This is a genomic window from Acidobacteriota bacterium, from assembly GCA_035471785.1.
GTDB lineage: Bacteria > Acidobacteriota > UBA6911 > RPQK01 > DATIPO01 > JANQFM01.
On the sequence record DATIPQ010000024.1, the window covers coordinates 1 to 20509 of the forward strand.

A 20509-nucleotide genomic window follows, 5' to 3' on the forward strand; every position below is an offset into this window, starting at 1 on the left:
CCTGAGCGCGCGGGCGGGCGAGGACTGGACCCGCTGGCGGGGTCCTAACATGGACCTCAGCGTCAAGGGCAGCGGGACATTCGAGCCTGATCGGAAGTACCGCCTCGAAGTGGCCTGGAGGAGGCCGCTGGGCCCCGGATACTCGGCGGTATCACTTGCCGGCGGTATCGCGGTTACGGCCTTCGCCTCAGGTGAGCATGACGTGGTGGCGGCTTTCGACGCCGCTACCGGGGAGGAGCGCTGGCGAACCCCGGTCGGGCCCAGGTATCCGGGACACTGGGGCTCGCAGGACGGCCCCATCTCGACGCCCCTGATCGCGGACGGAAGGGTCTTCATTGTGGATACCGGCGGACGTCTGGCGGCCCTTGATTTGGCCGATGGAAGTGTAATCTGGAGTTCGGATCTGGCCGAGGATCACGATTCTCCAGCCCCTTTCTACGGATTCGCAACTTCACCTATCCCTTTTGACGACCTGGTGATCGTGCAGACCGGCGGCAAGCAAGCCGCCATCGCTGCCTTCCAGGCCGATACCGGAGAGGTGCGCTGGGCTTGCTGCCAGGGGGCCGTCAATTACCAGTCTCCCTTCATTGCCGACTTCGAGGGCGAGCCGCTTCTTCTGGGGGTGGGAGACAAGCGGTTGTTCGGCGTGGACCCGCGCAGCGGACGCCAACTGTGGTCGGTCGAGCACGGCGGAGACGGCTCGGTCATCGGCAGCATGAGCAGCAACATCGTCCCCACCTCGAACCATCGCTTCTTCCTCAAGAACCGGGCCTCGGGATCCAAGCTCTTTGAACTGGTGGGACCGGAGCAAGGCGGAGTCCGGGAAGTGTGGTCGAGCCGTTCCATCCGCGGAACCTACGTGGTTGCGGTTCACCACGACGGCTACATCTATGGACCCTCGGGCCGGATCATGACCGCCATATCGGCCGAGACGGGAGAAACCGCCTGGAAGTCGCGGACGCCCAGCGACGGTTTTCCCATCGTTGTCGACGGACACTTGGTCGTTGCGACCAAAGACGGTGCACTCAGCGTAGGCCGGGCTTCCCCGCAAGGCTACCAGGAAATGGCCGGACTGAACCTCTTCGACGACCTGGTCTGGACTCCCGCCAGCTTCTACCAGGGCAGCTTCTATCTGCGCAGCATGTCGGAACTGGCCCGGGTCGACGTAGTGGAGGCCAGCGTTCCCATGGCGCTCGACCGGGAACGGCCCGGCGTCCTGCCCGAATCGGACTTCGCTAAGTGGGTGGCCAAGACGGAGTCGTCAGCCGACCCCGGCGCTGAAATCGACCGCTTCCTGCAGTCCCAACCCCGGCTCCCGGTCATCGAAGACAAGGACAAGGTGCACTTCATCTATCGCGGACCGGGGCGGGACATCGCTTTGGTCTCGGATCTCTTCGGAGGCCGCACCGACCGTCCCATGAACCGCATCGCAGACACCGACTTCTTCTACTACTCGTCTCCCCTGGAACCCGACGCCCGTATCACCTACGGATTTCTCAGAGACTTCGAGCATTGGGTGCTGGACGACCGCAATCCCCAGCGCGACGAACGCTACTACGGCGATTCCAGGTCGGTTGTGACCATGCCGGACTGGCGCCCTCCCGGCTTTCTCCACGAAGCCACGCCCCGGCGCCGGGGACGGTTGGAAGAAGTCCCCTTCAGCAGCAGCCACCGCCAGATCCATCTGCCGCTGAAAGTCTATCTGCCGGCCGACTACGACCCCGATCAGCGCTATCCCGTCCTCTATATTCACGCCGGCACCCTGGAGATTCTCTTCGGCCGCATGGTCCAGACCCTCGACAACCTCATCGGCCAGAGCGTCCAGCCTTTGATCGCGGTCTTCATTCCCGCACCGGGAGAAAGGCCCAATGGCGCCTCCAATGGATACACCATCTATCAAAGCTACTCAGGCGCAGAAAAGGACGCCACCCGCCGGATGCTGGTTGAGGAAGTCGTTCCACTGGTCGAAGAGCGCTATCCCATCATCGACGATCCGCAGTCGCGTGGACTGGTGGGAGGCGACTACACGGCGTTCGCCAGCTTTTATGCGGCCGCCAAGCATCCCGACTTGTTCGCTCGCCTTGGTCTACGTTCCATCGTCTACGAAAGCGCCTACCGGGAAGAGTACGCGGCCCTGCTGGCCAGCCCTCAAGAGCAGCCCCTGACGGTTTATCTCGAATGGGGCAAGTACGACGACAAGAGCGAGAAGGAAGGCTGGGACGCCCGAGCCGACAGCATGGCTTTCGCCCGCATGCTGCGCTCCAAGGGATACAGCTACGTGGGCGGAGAGACCCATGACGGTGCCGGCTTTTCAAGCTGGCGCAACCGCACCGACCGGCTGCTGCAAACCCTCTTCCCGCTCAAAAAGGACTGAAGCAGGCCCTACTTATCCGGCGTAGCAAGCAGCCGTCAAGGCAGCGGCGGACCGATCAAAAGGAAGACGTCGACTGCGAATAGACTGCCAGTCGTCGTTTCGAGTCTGGTCCAGTAGCGGAACTCATTTCCAAAGCCGTCGGTTCGCCGACTAGTCGTGAAGGTCAAGGGTATCTTGCGAATTGACGTCGCCGCCACAGATACCAGTTCGTCGGCTTGAGATCGTCCGTCATGATTCCAGTCGTACCAGAGTCCCAATGACGGAAACACACTGTCCTCGGCGCTGATGAGTCCATCTTGATTACCTCCTTCACTCTCCTCGTCAAACACCCCGAGAGCATGGAAGCCGTTTCGATCTGCCAAGGCTGGCTGCGAAGTGAAATTACCGAAGAGCTCCCGTCCGCTGTCAATGACACCATTTCCATTTCGATCAAGGACTAGGAAGCCTGCTCTTGAACCTGCTGCGGTCCAGCTTACGCGTTCCCGGTGGCCATCGCCATTTAGGTCAAACTCAACGCCGCCATCAAGTCCCGTAAGCTCAATGCGATTGCCCTTCTCGCTGATCAAAATCGGGGTTCCTGGCGAGCACGCGCAGATGCCAAAATCGTAGATCAGGCCGTTTTGGTAACAGGCGTCCAGTTCAGCTTGCGTCGGATTGCAGCCATTGGGATCATCGTCGCCGCTCGGAGGAGGAGGACAGGGTGTGGGGCAGCCCGGGCATCCAGAGGATGGAACCGAGAACATGTTGGTGGTTGTATTCTCACAGAAGCAAAGGCCAGCTCTGCGTCTCCGATTGATGACCTTCTGCTTCCACTGACAATTGCTGGCGGAAAGCGTGATTGTCGGATCATTCATTACTGGAACGCAATGGTCCCAGCCTCCCAGTCTACACGACGAGGAGATGCATTCGCCTTTGCCACTTGTTTGCTTCGGCTGAGCTGATACTCCGTAGCATCCAACAGACCACGTTTGCATATGGGTAATGGGATTGCCTGCTCCGGGACATGACGAGACATCTAGAATATCGTCCGTGAGTGACGATGCTATGCACTTGCAGTCAACGCAGTTCTGAGCCAAGCCAGGGATCACACCGGCAATGCCGAGAGTCATTCCAACTGTCAATATGGCTATTCTATTCATGTTCTATTCCATTGTGTGGTGTTTCTTGTTTTGATGTTTTTCGCTGGCTATTTTTCTAACGTGGGTCTCGTGGGACATGGGCACGGGACGCGCTGACCATTACTTCGAGATCCTTGATAATTTGCGCCGCTTGGCTGTAAGCGTCTCGGCCGCTGCGCGTCCTAAGACCCGACATTGGAAAGGCCAGTGATCCGGCCAGACTCTTTTCTTCCAGTCTTGCGGACGAATGATCTGAGGAGTGTCTTCCTACAGGGTATCTAGAATTGCCGTCGCGCAGTTGTTTCTTGATCAGACCGAGTCGAGAGAGCAGATCTTGCTCGTCTGCGGCCTCAGCCACTGCCGTTTTCAACTCCTCAAGCCAGTGCTCACGAACCGATTGAGAAATCTTCCGTTCTTCCAAAATCTCGGCAGCTCGCGCAGGATCCCCGACTGTGCCCAAGTCCTCGAAGATGATCGCGCGGGCATCGACAGCTATGCCGGTCAGTTCGCCGTACCCAGCAGGATCCGATCTTCTGGAGCTGGGAGGCACTGGATTTGCAGTCACTTCCCGCTCTTCGCCAGGTCGAAGCGGTCCCTCATTCTCATCAAAGGTCCAGCGCCCTGCCATCGCCCAGTCGGTAGCATGGAGGAGCGAAGAGGAGCGTCCGCTCGCATAGGTCATACGGTATTCAACTTCCCATGCTGTGATCACCCGAGGCAGTCGATTAGCGATGACATATCGTACTGTGCCGTTCACGACGTCCTCCGAAACAACTCGGATTGAAAAATGCCGCAGGCTGGGAATTTGATTGAGCTGCTCCTCGCTGTTGGCATTTCGCCTTTCCTTCTCCTGAGCTTTAATGAGGCTACCGGGCCCTGGAATCAAGCTCAGCATCAACAGCAGGCTGAGACCTAGGGTTATTGGATAAGAAAGCATAGCGCCCACTCCTGGTTAAGTATTTGTCCTCATCACATATGCGAAGAAGTCATCGCCAAGCCAAAAGGTCACATACTAGATTTCAGATTAGCTAGTATCATAAATATAGTTCGATGTTCGGGGGTTGTCAAGAGAAGAAATCAAAAATCATTAGAAAATAAGCTATTTTCGCTACTGAAGTTACATATTTAGTCTTGCGCTTAGCACGTAATTCTTCAAATACCAGTATGAGAATGATCTACGGCTAGTTAACAACTCTTCTAGTTTCTCCCTGTGTCGAATCTTCTGGCGCTCCTCGACCTGGCGGTGGTTGACTGGTGCACCGCAACCGTATGGAGGTCCTCGGAGACCAGACCGCCGCTCCTCGGCGGCTGTTGATTTGGTCTGGGCAGCCGGTTGAAGGAGTTGTGGGATATGGACCAAAAGCAGGCTTAGCTGCCGGGGAGAATGATGGGCGGGATCTGTTTTTCCGCCAGCAGGTCAATGAACTCCGGCAGGGTTTGGCTTAAGAAGGCGGCGACTGCTGCCTCGGCTTCCTCATGAGCAAACGCCAGCTCCTGCAAGAGCAGCTTGGCTCCCTCGGTGACCGGCGGGCCGCCTTCATCGATGGTGCGCATGAGGTTGAGGAGGCGGGCGTTGAGCTTGTTGGGGAAGTTGATGACGTCCTGGAAGGTTTCCTGTTTGGGCTGGGCCAGGGTGCTTTCCAGTGCCTCGATCCTCTCCAGCAGCCTCTCGCCGGCCTGCGAGATTTCGTCGTCGGCCTCGTGCCCGCTGGTCAGCTCCAGCAGGTCGTTGATCTGACGGCGCAGCGAGCGCAGACGCTGGACGTCGCGTTGGACGCTGTCGGCCCGCTTCCAGAGACCGTCGAGGATGTCCTGCTGCTCGGCGAACTGCCGGGCCGTGAAATCGGTGCGCGGATCTTGTGCGACCTGCAGGGGCGCTTCTTCGGCTTGTCCGCCCCGCCGCAGCCGCACCGTGAAATCGCCGGGGGCCAGGCGGTAGCCCTCCAACCCCCCGATGACGAAGAGTCCGGGCACCTTGGCCACCGGTTCCCGGCGCAGGTCCCAGACAAAGCGGTTAAGGCCTTTGGACGCAAGCAGCGGCTTCTCGGCCGCTGGACCCTCATCGCCGTCGGACTCGTTCTTCTCAGGCTTGGCGCTGGAAAAGCTGCGTATGACCTTCCCGCCCGAGTCGAGAATCTCTAACTCCAGCGGATCTTCGCCTTCCTCCACCGCCTCAGCCAGCCAGTAGTAGAGGATGGCGCCGTTGGGCGGGTTCTTGCCGGCTTCCGCACTGTCTCCCGCTGACCCCCCGGTGCGGACGGCCGGCGAGGGCTTGAACAAGTGCAAGTCCTTGTCGGCCAGTTCTTCCTCCCACTCCCGCAGCGGGGCGATGTCGTCGAGTATCCAGAAGGCGCGCCCTTGAGTAGCGGCCACCAGGTCCGCATCCTTGACCCGCACATCGGTGACCGGCGTGACGGGCAGGTTGAGCTGAAAGCGCTCCCACTGAGCGCCGCCGTCCCAGGAAACGTAGAAACCGTACTCGGTGCCGGCATAGAGCAATCCCGGACGCACCGTATCCTCGCGCACCACGCGCAGGAAATGTTGGGGCTCGAAGCCCTCGGTAAGCGACGTCCAGGTGGCCCCGAAGTCCTCGGTCTTGAAGAGGTAGGGAGAGAAGTCGTCCCACTTGTAGCGGGTGACGGCCAGATAGGCCGTGGCGGGATCATGGGGCGAAACCTCGATGGAGTTGATCATGGCCTCGCCGATTCCCGGCGGGGTGACGTCTTGCCAGTCGGCTCCGCCGTTTCGCGTCAGATGAACCAGCCCGTCGTCGCTGCCCGCCCAAAGCACCCCTTCTTCGTGAGGCGACTCGGCCACGTAGAGAATCGTGTTGTAGGTCTCCCCTCCCGCCGCCTCGTTGGTGATGGGCGCCCCTCCCGGACCTTGCTTTTCCTCCTCATCGCGGGTCAGGTCGGGACTGATCTCGCGCCACGATTGTCCCCTGTCGTCGCTGCGCAAGAGCACGTTGCCGGCATGAAAGATGACCTGCGGGTCATGCTGCGAAACCAGGATGGGGGCGTTCCAGTTAAAGCGATACTTGAGGTCCTTGGGTTGCGAGCCCAAGCCCAGGTAGGGGTAGGCCATGATGTTGCGCTCTTGTCCGAGCCGGTGGTTGTACTCGGTGATGATGCCTTGATAGCAGCCGGCGTAAACCAGGTTGGGATCGCTGGGATCGAAGGCTACGTGCGCGCTCTCGCAGCCGCCCACAGCATGCCAGTGCTGGCGTCCGATGTGAGAATCCATGCTGCGGCTGGCAATGGCCACGGTGGAGTTGTCCTGCTGGCCCCCGTAAACATGGTAGGGAAAGCGCTGGTCGGTGATGACCCGGTAGAACTGGGCGGTGGGCTGGTTGGACTGGGTCGACCAGGTGCGCCCGCCGCTGTAGGAGACGTTGGCGCCTCCGTCATTGCCGTTGATGAGGACCTGGTTGTCGAGAGGAGAGATCCAGAGGGCATGGTTGTCCCCGTGGGGCACCTCGATGCGCTTGAAGGTCTTGCCTCCGTCCACCGACTTCATGAGGGGGGCGTTGAGGACGTAGACCGTCTCCTCGTCGAGGGGATCGGCGAAGACGTGGGTGTAGTACCAGGCCCTGGCCCGCAGGACGCGCTGGCGGTTGACCCGCGTCCACTGCTGGCCGCCGTCGTCTGAGCGGAAAAGGCCGCCCTCCTCGGCCTCCACGATGGCCCACACCCGCTGAGGACGCGCCGGCGACACGGCCACTCCGATCTTGCCCATCTGATCGGGCAGTCCCTCGCCGAGCTGCTCCCAGGTGTCTCCGCCGTCGCTGCTCTTGTGGATGCCGCTGCCCGGGCCTCCGCTGAACACTCTCCAGGGCTTGCGCCGATGATCCCAGAAGGCGGCGTAGAGGATGCGCGGATTGGTAGGGTCCATGCTCAGGTCGCTGGCCCCGCTGCGCTGATCGACGTAGAGGACCTTCTCCCAGCTCGCGCCTCCATCCCGGGAGCGGTAGATGCCCCGTTCCTCGCTGTCGCCCCAGGGACTGCCTTGGGCGGCCACGTAGACCAGGTCGGAGTCGCGTGGATGGATGCGGACAGCCGAGATCTGGCGGGTCTTCTCCAGTCCTGCGTGAGTCCAGGTCTTTCCGGCGTCGGTGGACTTGTAAACCCCGTCGCCCGAGGAACTCATCACGCCCCGAAAGGGAGCTTCACCTGTCCCCACGTAGACCACGTTGGGGTCTGAGTCGGCTACCGCCACCGCTCCGATGGAGCCGGACTGGATGAAACCGTCCGATACGTTGCGCCAGCTATCCCCGCCGTCGAGAGTCTTCCAGACGCCTCCGCCGGTGGTTCCGAAGTAGAAGGTGCCCCGCTGGGAAGGGACCCCGGCCACAGTCGTCGAGCGGCCTCCCCTGAAGGGTCCGATGTTTCGCCATTGCAGGCCCTTGAAGGTCTCCGGGTCGGGCCCGGAGGCCGACAAACCGCCGCACAAAGCCGTCAGGAGCAAAAGCAACCAGGTCGAGTACCGTGTCAGCATGCCTGTCAGCATAGGCCCGGCGGGTGCTTCATGCAATCAGGACTCGCCAGGTGACCTGAGTCTTTACCCCGAGAGTGTGAGCCGTCCTAAACACGCTTTGGCCGTGTCGTAGTAGTGGTTTTCACCTTCATCGACGTGCTGGGCCAGCAGGGAGAGGCCTGCGTCCGAGATGGCGGTCAGGTAGGCCTCTATGCCTAAGGAAAGCGACTCGCGGCCGGTCAGAACGTCTCTCCAGGCGCCCTTCTCGGTGGGCGCCGAGAAGAGGAAACGGCCGCCCGGATTGAGGGCCAGCGCAACCTTGGCGATGAGATCGCGCTGCGCCTGGGCCGGCAGCAGGAACATCAGCCCGCTGGCCAAGGCGGCATCGAACTTCCGATCAAAGAAGCTGGACTTCTCGACGGGCTCGCAGACGACCTGCCCTTCAGGGCAGCGCTTGCCGAAAGCTTCCGCCAGGCTGGGCGAAGCGTCGACGCCATAGATGGTGAAACCGTCGTCGAGCAAGGCCCGCGAGACGGGTACGCCATGACCGCAGCCAAGATCGAGAATCGCCGTCCCCGGTTCCAGAGACCCTGCCCACTTTCGCACCGTGGCCACGCCGATGCGCGACTGATCGCGGCGAGCCATGTAGTCCGAGGCGAAGGATTCATATCCATTGGCTGTGTCGTCCTCGATCTTCTCTCGCATCGCTCAATGCTATACCGCCAACGGCCGCAACGTCCCTCCGTTCATTACGGCGGCTTCCTGCGTATTCGCCCCGACCGTCCGGTAGCATTTTCAAAGGCCCAGTTCGGTGCGCAGCACCTCTCCGCTTCCGGATGGTCCGATCATCTCCAGCGCCAAGGGGGCTTCTCCGGGATCGATGCGAAGGCGAATGGAGAGGAACGGGCAGCACAGCGACTCGAAAGCCGCCAGCCTTGCCGCGGCCAGGACCGTCTCCTTGCTCTTGTGCAGCTTTACGGCAAGCCCGTGGTCGCTGAATGATAAGGAAAGCACGGCTTGGCGCAAAGTCTCGATCAAGGCTTCGCGACCCTGGTTCTCATCGTCGTTGAGAACGCCGGGCGTACAGGCAATCGGGGGCGTATCGCTCATCATCAGTCCTTCCTTTGGGCAGCCTTTTCCGAGGCGGCCGGTCAACGACTTGCAAAAGATGTTCCGAATCAGTATAGAAGATCGCCGAGGCGTCGCGGTTTTCCTGGTGGGTTTTTTGCACGGCCTCTCCCGCCCAACCGCTCTGCGCCAGCCAGGGAAAGAGCAGGGAGATCGACACGCCGGCTAGGGCCGCCACCAGACCCGACCCCATCAACTTGTGGCTTTCTCGCTTCATTGTCATTGCCCCAATGCCGGCGGAGGCGATCTTGGGGACGGTGGCGACCCATCCGGCCAAGACGCTGCCCAAAAGCAGGAATCCCAGCCAGATCGCCCACCAGTCCTCCAAACGGTAGAGATCGCTCCACTTCTGCTTGCTCATCCATCCTCGCTTTTTGAAGAGCACTCTACCCGCAGCGCGGCAATCTCTCAACCCGGCACAATCGGGCCTCCATGCCACCTCGACCGCAAAAAAAAGGGCAACCCTATCTTCCCTTCGACAGTCTAAGGGTCTAAACTGGAAGACGATGACCAGATCAGATCGCGGAGATTTGCTGCGGGGGACCTTGGAGATGCTGATTCTACAGACTCTGAGGAGAGGGGCCATGCACGGCTACGCCATCACCGAGGCCATCGAACGGATCAGCCAGGACGTGCTCAAGGTGGGGGAGGGGTCGATGTACCCGGCTCTCTACCGCATGGAAAAGCGGGGATGGATCAAGTCCCACAAAGCCCGCTCCGAGAACAACCGCATCGCCAAGTTCTATCAGTTGACCGCTAAGGGGCGCAGGCATCTGCAGGGTGCGTCGCGGCGCTGGAAGAGTTTCAGCGCCGCCGTGGACGCCATCATGGGAGCAGATGCAGCCGAGGAGAAAGGGCCATGAGAAACGACGGAGAAGGGATCGATCCGACCCTGGCGGCCGAGATCGACGGGGAAATCGAGGAAGAAATCAGCTTCCATCTGCAAATGCGCATGGAAGCCAACATGAAGAAGGGGATGAGCCGCCAGGAAGCCCGCGCCCAGGCTCTGAGGCAATTCGGCGACCCCCAGGACGTGCGTCGCCAAGGACGCCGGATCTTGGCCTCCCAAGGTTCTTCATCGAGAGGCCGCGCCTGGTTCGCCGCATTAGGCCATGACCTTCAATTCGGACTGCGCCAGTTGCGCCGGCATCCCGGGTTTGCGCTGGTGGCGATGGTGACGCTGGCCCTGGGAATCGGGGCCAACACGGCCATCTTCAGCGTCGTCGATTCGGTCCTTCTCAAGCCGCTGCCCTATCAAGATCCTGAACGGCTGTTCATGCTCTGGGAGAGGCCGCCCGAGTATCCGCGCAATTCGGTTTCTCCGCGCACTTTTCTCGATTGGCGCGAGCAGAGCCGGAGCTTTGAATCCATGGCCGCCTTCAGCGATGACGGCGTGGTTGTGACGCGGGGCGGGGAACCGGAACAGATCTCGGGGGCGGCGGTATCGCCCGGATTCTTCCGTCTGCTGGGGGTGGATATGGCCTTGGGGACCGGCTTTCTGCCCGAATCCCGGCAGAGCGGAGAGCCGACCGTGATCCTGACCCACGCGTTGTGGCAGAGCCGCTTTGGAGGCGACCCGGCGCTGGTGGGGCAAACCATCACCGTGGACGGCAAGCAGATGCCAGTCGTGGGCATTCTCGAGCCGGGTCCTCTCGACCGCCGTCCAGCTCAGCTTTACTTCCCGCTGATCTTCGACCCGAGCCAGGTGGGACGGGCCAGCCATTACCTCACCGTCTACGCCCGTCTGGCCCAGGGACGCAGTCTCTCCCAGGCCCAGTCCGAGATGGACGCCATTGCCGCAGCCATCGCGGAAGAGTCGCCCGAGACCAACAAGGACTGGGGCGTCCGCATCGATCCCCTGCGCGAACGCATCGTGGCGTCCGACCTGGCTCAGAGCTTATGGGTGCTCTTTGCCGCCGTGCTGCTGGTGCTCTCCATCGCCTGCGTCAACGTGGCCAACCTTAATCTGGTGCGGGCCTCGGAACGGGAGCGCGAAGTGGCCCTGCGTTCGGCCCTGGGGGCGGGACGCCTGCGGCTGTTGCGCCAGTTCCTGGTCGAGAACCTCCTGCTGGCCCTGGCTGGAGGGGCGCTGGGGGTGGCGGTGGCTCACTGGACCCTGCGCCTCTTTTCCGCCTGGATTCCTCCGGGCACGCTGCCTGCAGAGGCCCAGGTGCAGGTGGACTGGCGGGTGCTGGCCTTCGCCCTGGCCGTCTCGCTGCTGACGGGATTGATCTCGGCCGGCGCGCCCGCCTGGAGGGCCTGGCGCCAGGATCCCAACGAGACCCTCAAACGGGCCGGACGCACCTCTTTGCCCGGCACCGGGCAGAGACGCTCGCGCAGTCTGCTCCTGGTGACCGAGACGGCGTTGGCCCTGGTACTGCTGGTGGGGTCGGGACTGCTCATCCGCAGCCTCTGGCAGCTCCAGCAGAGCGAGATCGGATTGGACCCTGAGAACGTCCTCTCGTTTCATATCAGCTTGCCCTACAGCAAGTATTCCGAGGCCCAAGCAAGTCTCGATTTCTTTCAGCGTCTGCGCGAAAACGTGGAAGCCTTGCCGGGAGTGGAGTCGACGGCTCTCGTGACTCAGATTCCGGTCACCTTTTGGAACAACGGACTCTTCTTTTCCATCGAGGGCGAAACGCCAGTGGACGTGGCCCGCCGTCCCGGCGCTCATTTCCAGCGCGTCAGTCCGGGATATTTCCGCACCATGGGCATAGCGCTGCTGCAAGGACGCGATTTCAGTCCCCGGGACGCTGCCGGCGGGCCTCTGGTGGCCATCGTCAACGAGACCCTGGTCAAGCGCCATATCCCTTCGGGCGATCCCATCGGACGGCGCATCGCCGCCGGCAGCGGAGACTTCGCCCGCAGCTACCAGATCATCGGCGTGGTGGGGGACGTGCAGGTCTACGGTTTAGCCCCCGGCGCCCAACCGGACGCACCAGAGATCTACGTGCCTCTCGTTCAAGCGCCCTTCAACAACAGCTTCCTGGTACTGCGGACGGATGGGCAGGGAAGCGATCCCCAGGCATTGACGCCGGCCGTGCGGGAGCAGGTGCGCCGCATCGATCCCCAGCAGCCCATCACCCAGGTGCGCAGCATGCAGGAGGTGGCCGCAGCCTCCCTTTCAGACGAGCGCTTCATCACCCTCTTGCTGGGCGCCTTCGCCTTGACCGCACTGATTCTGGCATCGGTGGGAATCTACAGCGTGGTGGCCTTTGTCGTCTCCCGCCTCACCCATCAGATCGGCATCCGCAGGGCTCTGGGGGCGCTTGACCGCCACGTGGTGGCACTGGTGCTGCAACAAGGTCTGCGGCCTGCCTTGTGGGGCATCCTGCTGGGGACGCTCCTGGCCCTGGGGCTGGGAGGAGTGATCTCCAGTCTGCTCCATCAAGTCAGTCCCGCCGACCCCCTGATCCTGGCAGCCTCAGCCCTCCTTCTGGTGGCCACAACCTTGCTGGCCCTGGCCGTCCCGGGATCGCGGGCCAGCCGCGTTCAACCGGTGGTGGCCCTGCGCAGCGAATGAGTCTGCTTCAGCCCGCTTCCTAGGATGTCTTGTTTTTCCCTGGGGCTCATCGGCACTAAAGAGAGCCAAGCGCCGTCAACTTAACTTCACCCTTGACCTACTATAAACAATCTGTCTATAATCAACCCGTTTGTAATGACGGAGAAACAACAGACGATTCAAGACTGGCTCCCGCTCAACCCTCAGGTGTTGGCGATACTGATGGTCCTGATGGAGCAGGACCGGCATGGCTACGGCATCATGCAGGATGCCGCCGCACTTTCCGGCGCCCAAGTCCGCATGCAGCCGGGAGCGCTCTACAGACACTTGAAAAAGATGCTGGAGGGCGGACTGGTCTGCGAGTTGGAGCGCCGCAAGGTGGATCCTGAAAGCGACGAACGGCGACGCTATTACCGCATCACCACGCTGGGAAGGGAAGTGGCCGCCGCCGAGGCCGAGCGGATGGCGCGGTGGGTCCGGCTCGGCCGGGCCCTGCAACTCCTGGATGAGGGATGAGATGGAGAAACGCGAAGCGGTCGCGGTACGGTTCTCGTCGAGGCTCTACCGCTGGCTGCTAAAAGTCTATCCGCCCTCTTTCCGCAAGCGGTTTTCCAGGGATCTGCGCGAGGCCTTTCACGATTCCTGCCGGGCCGCTTGGCGTGGGCGCGGGTGGATCGGCCTGATTCGACTCTGGACGGGAGCCCTGGCCGACCTGTGCCTGCAAGGGCTCGGTGAATGGAAAGATCGTTTACTTCCGCCCCGTGGCAATGTGGGCAGTCCATCAGGAGGAGGTCCCATGCAAGCACTGCGCTCCGAATTGACCTACGCATTTCGCTCCCTGATACGATCTCCGGGATTCGCCCTCACCGCCGTCTTGATTCTAGGCCTGACGATCGGGGCCAATACAGCTCTCTACAGCTTCTTGAGCCCCTTCTTGTTCCGTCCTCTGACGTTTCCTCAATCCGAGCAACTGGTTCATCTATACGAGACCGATCTGGAGCGAAGAGGCGAGATGGGATGGGATTTGCTGCGCCAATCCGGCCCCACCTTCGAGGACTGGCAGGCTCGGCTCAGCAGCTTTCAAGATCTGGCTGCCTACCAGTATTCAACGGTCAATCTGTCGGACGGCGCCGGTCCGCCCGAGCAGTTCGACATGGCCTGGGTCACTCCCAATCTCTTTCACCTCTTGGGGGTGCAGGCTCAGCGCGGACGCCTATTTTTGCCCGCCGAGGACCGGCCGGGAGACCCCAAGGTCGTGCTGGGACATTCGCTCTGGCTCACTCGCTACGGCGGCGACGAGCAGATCGTGGGACGCCCAATAGACCTCAACGGGAATCGCCATCTGGTGGTGGGGGTGGCTCCTCAGGACTTTCATTTTCCCTTCGCTTCGGTCCGCTTGTGGGCGCCGATCGAGAGTCCTTTGAAGGGCGAGCGCCAGCGAAGCGACTGGCTGGTGATCGGACGCCTGGCTCAAGACGCCAGTTTGATTTCCGCCGCCGAGGAGTTGAAAGGCGTCCATTCGGCCCTGGCCGAAGAGTATCCCGACGTCTATCGCGAGCGGGGCGTGCGCGTGGTCCCGCTGCGGGAGGCGCTGGTGTTCTTCTACGACCTCTTCCACCTCATGGGACTGGTGCTCCTGGGAGCGCTGGCAGCGGTGCTGCTGGTGGTTTGCGGCAACGTGGCCAATCTCTTCATGGCTCGAGGCATGACGGGACGGCGCGAACTGGCCGTGCGCCAGGCTTTGGGCGCCAGCCGTGGACGGATGGCCTTGCAGACGCTGTTGCAGAGCTCGCTGATCGCCCTGGCCGCCGCCGGGCTGGGCCTTCTTCTGGCCCGCTGGTGCATTCTTACAGTGGGAAGCATTATCCCCGCACAAATCTTCCGGGTGGGAGACGTGCACCTCGACGGTTGGACGGTGGCCTTGGCTCTACTGCTGTCGGCGGCGGCCGGACTGGTCTTCGGCCTGATCCCCGCCTGGCGAGCCGGAGCAAATCTGAGCGATGCCCTCAGCGAGGGCGCGCGGGGTACGGCCTCGCGACGAAGCCGCCGCCTGACCCGCCTGCTTGTCGCGGTACAGACGGCAGGCGCCATGATTCTCTCGGCGGCCGCTCTGCTGGCCGTCTCCGCGCTGGACGACTTCCGGCGCCTCGATCTCGGCTTCCAGCCTCGGGGTCTGACTTCGGTAGCCATCAATCTTCCCCAGGCTGACTATCCCTCGGCCCAGTCCGTCGAGGCTTTTCAGAACGCCCTGCTGGAGAGGCTGAAGGCACTTCCCTCTGTCGAGCAGACGGCCCTCACCCAGACCCTGCCCCTCAACTTCGAAGAGCATGAAATCGGCTACCGGCTGCCCGAGCAACAGCCCGAGGCTGAGATCAACGCCCTCTGGAGCCGCGTCAGCCAGGGTTACTTTTCCAGCATGGGAATCCCTTTGCTGCAGGGCCGGGACTTCCAGGCAGCCGACCAGACCGGGACAGCGCCCATCGTCATCAGTGCCGCCTTGGCCCGGCGTCATTGGCCGGATTCCAGTCCCATCGGTCAGTCCGTTCTTCTCAACCCGGGTCCGCGCCAGCAGCAAGGCGTCATCGTGGGAATTGCGGCAGACAGTATCGGCGGCATCGTCTTTATGGAGAGGCGAGACCGGATTTACACCTTCTCCCAGCGTCAGCCCCAACGCCGCTTTTTCGCCATTTTGCGCACCCATCGGGAAGGAGCGGCCCCCGCGCTAGAAATCAGAAAGCAAGTGGCCGAGTTGGATGCCTCGGTGGGGGTCAACGTGGTGGCGATGGAGGATCTTGCCGAGCAAGCCTGGCGTCCCCTTAAAATCGCCGCCATCATGCTCAGCGCCTTCGCGGGCTTCGCTCTTCTGCTGGCCGCCCTGGGAATGCACGGCCTGGTGGCCTATGCCGCCAGCCTGATGGAAAAAGAAATCGCCATCCGTGTGGCCCTGGGCGCGGAAAGGGCCGGAGTCATCCGCCTCATCGTCCGTCGAGGACTGAGAGGCGTGCTGCTGGGAATGGGCGTCGGTCTGGTCCTGATCGGCGGCCTGGTGGGGCTGGCCGCGCTTGCCGATCCCTCCAATCCCCCTCTGCTCGTCCCTCTGGTGGTGACGGGAGTGACGCTGCTGACGGCTCTGATCGCCGTTGCGGGCCCTGCCCTCCGGGCTCTGCGCACCGACCCCATAGCGGCTCTGCGCACAGAATAGAGCCTCCCGAACAAGAAAGAAAACCCGCGGCTTCCCGGCCAAGACCAGGAGCCGCGGGCAGAAAGTCGCGAGAGCCGATCAAGAGGCGCGTGACTGGGCCACGCATTCTTCCTCCCGCTCGAGGTCGTCGGCGTCCAACACCAGGGAAGGGAAACTCCGGCGGATGGTGTTGCGGGCTTGAAAGAAGCGCGTGGCCAGGTCGGCGTCTTCTTGGATGGCGTCCTCGAAGTTGCGGGTCTGCTCGCCGATGGAGGACAGACTCCAACCCAGCGAGCCGGACAGGTCGGTCAGCGACAAATAAGGTATTTGTCGGACGATCAGTCCAATGGCGCCGCGGGCCTGGATGAGCCGCTTCCAGCCACGCGACTGGATAAACAGCTTGTCCTTGCCGATGTTGAAGGCGTCTGAAACAGCCTCGTAGACATCGTCCAAAGAGACCTCGCGAGGCTGGCGGCGCATGGATTGACGGGTAGCTTCAACCAGAAACTCCTCGTCCACCACGCCCTTGGGACTCTTGTCGGCCCTGGGCCAGACCTGGCGGATATCGGCCTTCAGCACCTGCAGAATGCGGAACAGGCTGTCCAGATTCATGCGGTACCAGCCGTTTTCCAGGCAACTGTAGGACCCAGGGGGTATTCCCGCGCGACGGGCGACTTCGGCCGAAGTCATCTTGCGGGATTTGCGGATTTGCTGCAGGCGGTGACCAACGTAGTCATTGATTCGACCTTTGGTGCTCAAGATTCCTCCTCGTCTTGTTCGCATTTGGTGCGTCTTTTGTCCCGACCGTTCCCCGAAATCGGCGCACGGGACGAAATACACGAGTTGGTCTCCCCCTCCGGAAATCCAGTCCTCACTGAAACTCTTTATGGACACGGGGCCAGCGGTCAGGCCGGCAGAGTGAGAGCAGGAAAGTTTGCCTACTGTCAAAGCCCGTGACTTCATAGGATCATACCCCACTAGCGTTGCGCCATGCAACATATAAGAAGAAAAATGTCTCTCCGCGCTACGGTCTGCTACACTGTCAGGAGGGGTCGGGACCCTTGCGAGGGTCTATAACGTTTGTCATTGGGGAGGGTTTTGACGCCGGCTGGCGTCAGCCTGCCGGGTTTCAAGGGGGAATAGAGATATGTTGCTGCATAGCGATTCCAGCGTCTATGGCGACTTTGAGAAGGAAGGCCGTTTCCGCAGTCTGAGACAGCTTCTCGAGGCCAAATTTCCAGGACTCTCGCAACGCAAGATCGCCCGCAAGCTAGGCGTCGACAACGCCACCGTAGCGCGCTGGATGTCCGCTCAGCAGATCCAACCCACCAGTATGGAGAAATGTCTCAGCATTGCCAGGGTCTGCGGGATCGACCCTCGCGAGGTTTTCGCCGTAGTTGGTTTGCTGGATGAATTCGGGCCCATTTGGGACTACTACCAGGGACGCCTGCCTTCCATTCGATCCCTGTATCCCGGACGGGAGGCTTCAGGGAGGCTGATGGAGCGGGCCGACCGCCTCTTGCGCCGGGGGTGGAAACGCCGCTTCCGAGCCAAACTTGAGGAATTGGAGTCCTACTGGGAAGTCAATCGAAGCGCCTTCGAATCAGTGGCCGACAGCCTGGAGGCGGAGTCGGCCTTTTTGCTGTTGAGCCATCCGGGAAACGAGGCCGACGTCCTCTACCGCTTTCGCTGCCCGGAGCAGGAAGCGCGGGAGGCTCTCAAGTCATCCGGCGAATCCTGGAAGCGCTTTGAGCACGGCAAGAGTCCCCTTATCATCCAACTGCTTCTCAAGAAGCCGGCCCATCTTCAGCCCACTGTGGTGGAAGTGATTCTGGCTGGATGGTACGCCTCTTTCAAAGCCCTCTTCGAGGCCGATTGAGCTGCTCCCGGGTGCCATCAAACCGGCCGCGCTGCTAAGATAAGAGCCATGCCGACCCACTCTCCGCCCAAGCGCAAGCGCCAGTTGGCGCGGGCCCGCAAGGTCATCGAAGAGGACTTTACAGCTCAAGGGAACGCTTTGCGCGCATTGGGTCGCATGACGGAGGAGATCGACGGCATCATCAAGGATGTTTCGGGCGAATTGCTCAAGGAAGAGCCGGTGGCCATGGTCGCCATCGGCGGCTACGGTCGGAGCGAGCTCTTTCCGGCTTCCGACGTCGACTTGCTGATCGTTCACCTGGGGGAGCAGCAGGAGAAGGTCATCCGGGATTTTCTCCACCGCCTCTGGGATCTCGACTTGCAGGTGGGCCAGCAGGTGTGGCGCATGCAGGACCTGGAGTCCCTCGATCTGCAGTTCGCCGAGTTCGTGCTGGCGCTGCTGGACGCGCGCTTCGTGGCCGGCGACGAGGTGCTGGGGCGACGCTTTCTCAAGGGCGTCCTGCCGCCTTTCCTGCGACGCCAAGGAGATCAGCTTTCACAGCGTCTCATCGAGTTGACGCGCAAGCGTCACCAGGAGTTCGGCAACACCGTCTACCAACTGGAACCCGACATCAAGTCCTCTCCGGGAGGACTGCGCGACTACTGGACCGCACAGTGGCTGCAGCGGTTGCTGGGAACCGAGGCTTTTCTGGCCGCTTCGGAAGACGAGATTCAGCGCGCTCACGAGTTTCTCTGCCGCATCCGCCTGGTGCTGCACTGGATGACCGGCCGCCGCCAGGACAAGCTGACCCACCGCCTCCAGGAAGAGGTTGCGGAGACGCTGGGATTCGGCAGCCGAGATCCCTCATCGGCCGTGGAATCGCTCATGAACACTTATTTCCTGAGCGCCCACACCATCGTCCACCTGTGCCGGCGCAACGTCACGGCCGTCGATCCGCCGCCGCCTTCCGAGGCCATCGAGTGCGTGGGACGGGAGGTCTCGACGGCGGCCGACGTGGTGGGCCTGTTTTTGCATGGCCTTAAAGAGGGGCGTCCCCTGGGTGACTCGGCCCGCGACGCCGCCGTTCAAGCTCTCCCCGAAATGTCTTCGGGACTGCGTGCACCACGGGTGACGCAACTGCTGCGGGAGCTCTTTCAGCCCCGGCCAGGGCTTTATCGCACGCTCAGCGAGATGTACGAACTGGGCGTGTTGGAGATGCTCTTTCCCGAGTTCAGCAGCATTAAGGAAAGGGTCATCCGCGATTTCTATCACCGATACACGGTGGACGAGCATACCTTGCAGGCCATCAAGCATTGCGAAGAGTTGCTCGACCCCGAGAGTTGTCCCGACGGGCGCTTTGCGGCCCTTTTGAGGGAAACCCAGAAGCCTGAACTGCTGACTCTCTCGTTGCTGCTGCACGACGTGGGCAAGAGCCGGGAAGGGAATCACGCCCAGCGCAGCGCCCGGATGGCCCACCGAGCACTAAAGCGCCTGGGATTTCCCACTGAAGACATCGAGCGTGTATCCAACCTGATCCGCGATCATCTGGCCATGTCCAACGTGGCCTTTCGGCGCGATCTGGAAGATCCCAAGGTCATCGCCTCCTTCGCTGGGCGCTTCTCCGAGGTGGAACAGCTTCGTCTGCTTTGCCTGTTGACCTACGCTGACATCCGCGCCGTGGGACCGGGAATCCTCAAAGACTGGCAACGGGACCTGCTCTTTCAGCTCTACGTGGCGGCCTACAACCATCTCACCCGAGGCTACGGAGCCGAGCGCATCTCCAGGCAGTCCATCTCCAAGCGGCTTCTCGACGACCTTCCCGAGGAAATCGATGCCGCCGCCTTCCAGGACTTTCTCAAGGGCTTCCCCAAGCGCTATCTGGTGAGCGTCGACCGACAGGAGATTTTTCAGCACTTCCGCATGTCGGCCCGCCTGCAAGAGGAACCCGTGCAGATCCGTCTCAACCGCCAGGACGAGCGCTGGCGCCTGTGCGTCCTCACCCCCGACCGCAAACGCCTCTTCGCCCACATCGCCGGGACCCTGACTTACTTCGACATGAACATCCTCAGGGGATACGGTTTCAGCAATGACCGGGGACTTGTACTCGACCTCTTCCAGTTCACCGACACGCGTGACCGCTTCGAGAAGAATGCCCAGGAAAGGGAAGCGTTCAAGCACCTTCTGAGGGCTGTCATTAAGGATGATGCTTCGATATCTAAACTGCTGCAAGAAAAGGCTAAAAGTCCACTCTTGCGGGATGTGGCCCGCCCCTTCGAGCCCACTGCCTACTTCGGCGAAAGCGACTCGGACGAGTACTCCATCCTCGAGGTAATCGCCCCCGATTCGCTGGGGCTGCTGCACCGAATCGGAAGGGTGCTGGCGGCGGCCGATTGCGACATCGAACTGATCCTCATCTCCACCGAGGGATCGCGCGCGGTGGATGTCTTCTACCTCAGCCACCAGGGACGCGCCCTGTCCCCCGACCAGCGGCGTCAAATCTCAAACTCCGTACTGGAAGCCATTGAAACCTCGCCATGAAACTGATCATCGCCATCATCCGTCCCAGCAAAGTGGAAGAAGTCAAAGATGCCCTCACCGAACTCAACGTGCGCGGCATGACCATTTCGGAAGTCCGCGGCCACGGACGTCAGCGGGGCCATACCGCCATCTACCGCGGCCAGGAATACAAGGTCTCCCTGCTGCCCAAGATCAAGGTGGAGTTGGTTCTGCCCGACGAGCAGGCCGAAGAAGTCATCCGCACCATCATCGAAACCGCCCGCACCGGCGAAATCGGCGACGGGCGCGTCTTCGTGGTTCCGGTCGAAGAAGGCTACAACATCCGCACCGGCGAACGCGACATTACTTGAAGGGATGG

15 protein-coding genes are annotated in these 20509 nt (G+C 61.6%); 8 read left to right on the forward strand and 7 right to left on the reverse strand.

All coding sequences use genetic code 11. The annotated features are described in order from the left end of the window. Positions 1–2374 (forward strand): PQQ-binding-like beta-propeller repeat protein (locus VLU25_04185; GenBank protein ID HSR67116.1); only part of this gene is annotated, 2374 nt, incomplete at its 5' end. Between the two features lie 35 nt (positions 2375–2409). Here the strand turns inward: VLU25_04185 and VLU25_04190 are convergent. The 6 genes from VLU25_04190 to VLU25_04215 all read right to left on the reverse strand — a co-directional run bounded on the left by VLU25_04190 (position 2410) and on the right by VLU25_04215 (position 9454). Further along, the gene (locus VLU25_04190) at positions 2410–2940 is read right to left on the reverse strand and encodes a hypothetical protein (GenBank protein HSR67117.1); all 531 of its coding nucleotides are present in this window, start codon (positions 2938–2940) and stop codon (positions 2410–2412) included. Between the two features lie 628 nt (positions 2941–3568). Further along, complete coding sequence (locus VLU25_04195; GenBank protein HSR67118.1) at positions 3569–4429, reverse strand: hypothetical protein; 861 nt, start codon at positions 4427–4429, stop codon at positions 3569–3571. Positions 4430–4860: 431 nt separating this feature from the next. Beyond that, on the reverse strand, positions 4861–7986 hold the full coding sequence (locus VLU25_04200; protein ID HSR67119.1) for a glycosyl hydrolase: 3126 nt from the start codon (positions 7984–7986) through the stop codon (positions 4861–4863). A 63-nt stretch (positions 7987–8049) separates the two neighbouring features. Further along, on the reverse strand, positions 8050–8670 hold the full coding sequence (locus VLU25_04205; GenBank protein HSR67120.1) for a class I SAM-dependent methyltransferase: 621 nt from the start codon (positions 8668–8670) through the stop codon (positions 8050–8052). A 90-nt stretch (positions 8671–8760) separates the two neighbouring features. Next, positions 8761–9078 carry a hypothetical protein gene (locus tag VLU25_04210; GenBank protein ID HSR67121.1) on the reverse strand — a complete coding sequence of 106 codons (318 nt, stop codon included), beginning with the start codon at positions 9076–9078 and terminating at the stop codon, positions 8761–8763. Further along, positions 9023–9454: a hypothetical protein gene (locus VLU25_04215; protein ID HSR67122.1), complete on the reverse strand. Its 432-nt coding sequence runs from the start codon at positions 9452–9454 to the stop codon at positions 9023–9025. The genes VLU25_04210 and VLU25_04215 overlap by 56 nt, the downstream gene beginning before the upstream one ends. A gap of 145 nt (positions 9455–9599) precedes the next feature. Here VLU25_04215 and VLU25_04220 point away from each other — a divergent pair, with 145 nt between their 5' ends. From VLU25_04220 to VLU25_04235, 4 genes are all read left to right on the forward strand, one after another. After that, a complete protein-coding gene (locus VLU25_04220; GenBank protein ID HSR67123.1) occupies positions 9600–9956 on the forward strand; it encodes a PadR family transcriptional regulator in 357 nt (118 codons plus the stop codon). Further along, entirely contained in the window at positions 9953–12616 is a 2664-nt protein-coding gene (locus tag VLU25_04225) for an ABC transporter permease (protein HSR67124.1), read from the forward strand. The genes VLU25_04220 and VLU25_04225 overlap by 4 nt, the downstream gene beginning before the upstream one ends. A 135-nt stretch (positions 12617–12751) precedes the next feature. Then, entirely contained in the window at positions 12752–13111 is a 360-nt protein-coding gene (locus VLU25_04230) for a PadR family transcriptional regulator (protein ID HSR67125.1), read from the forward strand. 1 nt (position 13112) lies between these two features. Further along, positions 13113–15797 carry an ADOP family duplicated permease gene (locus tag VLU25_04235; GenBank protein HSR67126.1) on the forward strand — a complete coding sequence of 895 codons (2685 nt, stop codon included), beginning with the start codon at positions 13113–13115 and terminating at the stop codon, positions 15795–15797. Positions 15798–15875: 78 nt separating this feature from the next. Here VLU25_04235 and VLU25_04240 read toward each other — a convergent pair whose 3' ends face one another. Then, positions 15876–16535, reverse strand: a complete 660-nt coding sequence (locus VLU25_04240; GenBank protein HSR67127.1) for a helix-turn-helix transcriptional regulator — start codon at positions 16533–16535, stop codon at positions 15876–15878. 388 nt (positions 16536–16923) lie between these two features. Here VLU25_04240 and VLU25_04245 point away from each other — a divergent pair, with 388 nt between their 5' ends. Genes VLU25_04245 through VLU25_04255 form a run of 3 tightly spaced genes read left to right on the forward strand, consistent with a single transcriptional unit; the run spans position 16924 to position 20501 of the window. Further along, positions 16924–17655 (forward strand): helix-turn-helix transcriptional regulator, encoded by a 732-nt coding sequence (locus VLU25_04245; GenBank protein ID HSR67128.1) that lies wholly within the window; start codon positions 16924–16926, stop codon positions 17653–17655. A 48-nt stretch (positions 17656–17703) separates the two neighbouring features. After that, entirely contained in the window at positions 17704–20172 is a 2469-nt protein-coding gene (locus VLU25_04250; protein ID HSR67129.1) for an HD domain-containing protein, read from the forward strand. Beyond that, positions 20169–20501 carry a P-II family nitrogen regulator gene (locus VLU25_04255; GenBank protein HSR67130.1) on the forward strand — a complete coding sequence of 111 codons (333 nt, stop codon included), beginning with the start codon at positions 20169–20171 and terminating at the stop codon, positions 20499–20501. Before VLU25_04250 ends, VLU25_04255 begins: the two co-directional genes overlap by 4 nt. Positions 20502–20509 lie beyond the last annotated feature (8 nt).

Bases quoted from the DNA above. Each gene is read 5' to 3' on its own strand.
- VLU25_04195 (HSR67118.1), bottom strand. From the start codon at position 4,429: ATGCTTTCTTATCCAATAACCCTAGGTCTCAGCCTGCTGTTGATGCTG.
- VLU25_04245 (HSR67128.1), top strand. From the start codon at position 16,924: ATGTTGCTGCATAGCGATTCCAGCGTCTATGGCGACTTTGAGAAGGAA.
- VLU25_04235 (HSR67126.1), top strand. From the start codon at position 13,113: ATGGAGAAACGCGAAGCGGTCGCGGTACGGTTCTCGTCGAGGCTCTAC.
- VLU25_04250 (HSR67129.1), top strand. From the start codon at position 17,704: ATGCCGACCCACTCTCCGCCCAAGCGCAAGCGCCAGTTGGCGCGGGCC.
- VLU25_04225 (HSR67124.1), top strand. From the start codon at position 9,953: ATGAGAAACGACGGAGAAGGGATCGATCCGACCCTGGCGGCCGAGATC.
- VLU25_04210 (HSR67121.1), bottom strand. From the start codon at position 9,078: ATGATGAGCGATACGCCCCCGATTGCCTGTACGCCCGGCGTTCTCAAC.
- VLU25_04205 (HSR67120.1), bottom strand. From the start codon at position 8,670: ATGCGAGAGAAGATCGAGGACGACACAGCCAATGGATATGAATCCTTC.
- VLU25_04255 (HSR67130.1), top strand. From the start codon at position 20,169: ATGAAACTGATCATCGCCATCATCCGTCCCAGCAAAGTGGAAGAAGTC.
- VLU25_04220 (HSR67123.1), top strand. From the start codon at position 9,600: ATGACCAGATCAGATCGCGGAGATTTGCTGCGGGGGACCTTGGAGATG.
- VLU25_04200 (HSR67119.1), bottom strand. From the start codon at position 7,986: ATGCTGACACGGTACTCGACCTGGTTGCTTTTGCTCCTGACGGCTTTG.
- VLU25_04215 (HSR67122.1), bottom strand. From the start codon at position 9,454: ATGAGCAAGCAGAAGTGGAGCGATCTCTACCGTTTGGAGGACTGGTGG.
- VLU25_04230 (HSR67125.1), top strand. From the start codon at position 12,752: ATGACGGAGAAACAACAGACGATTCAAGACTGGCTCCCGCTCAACCCT.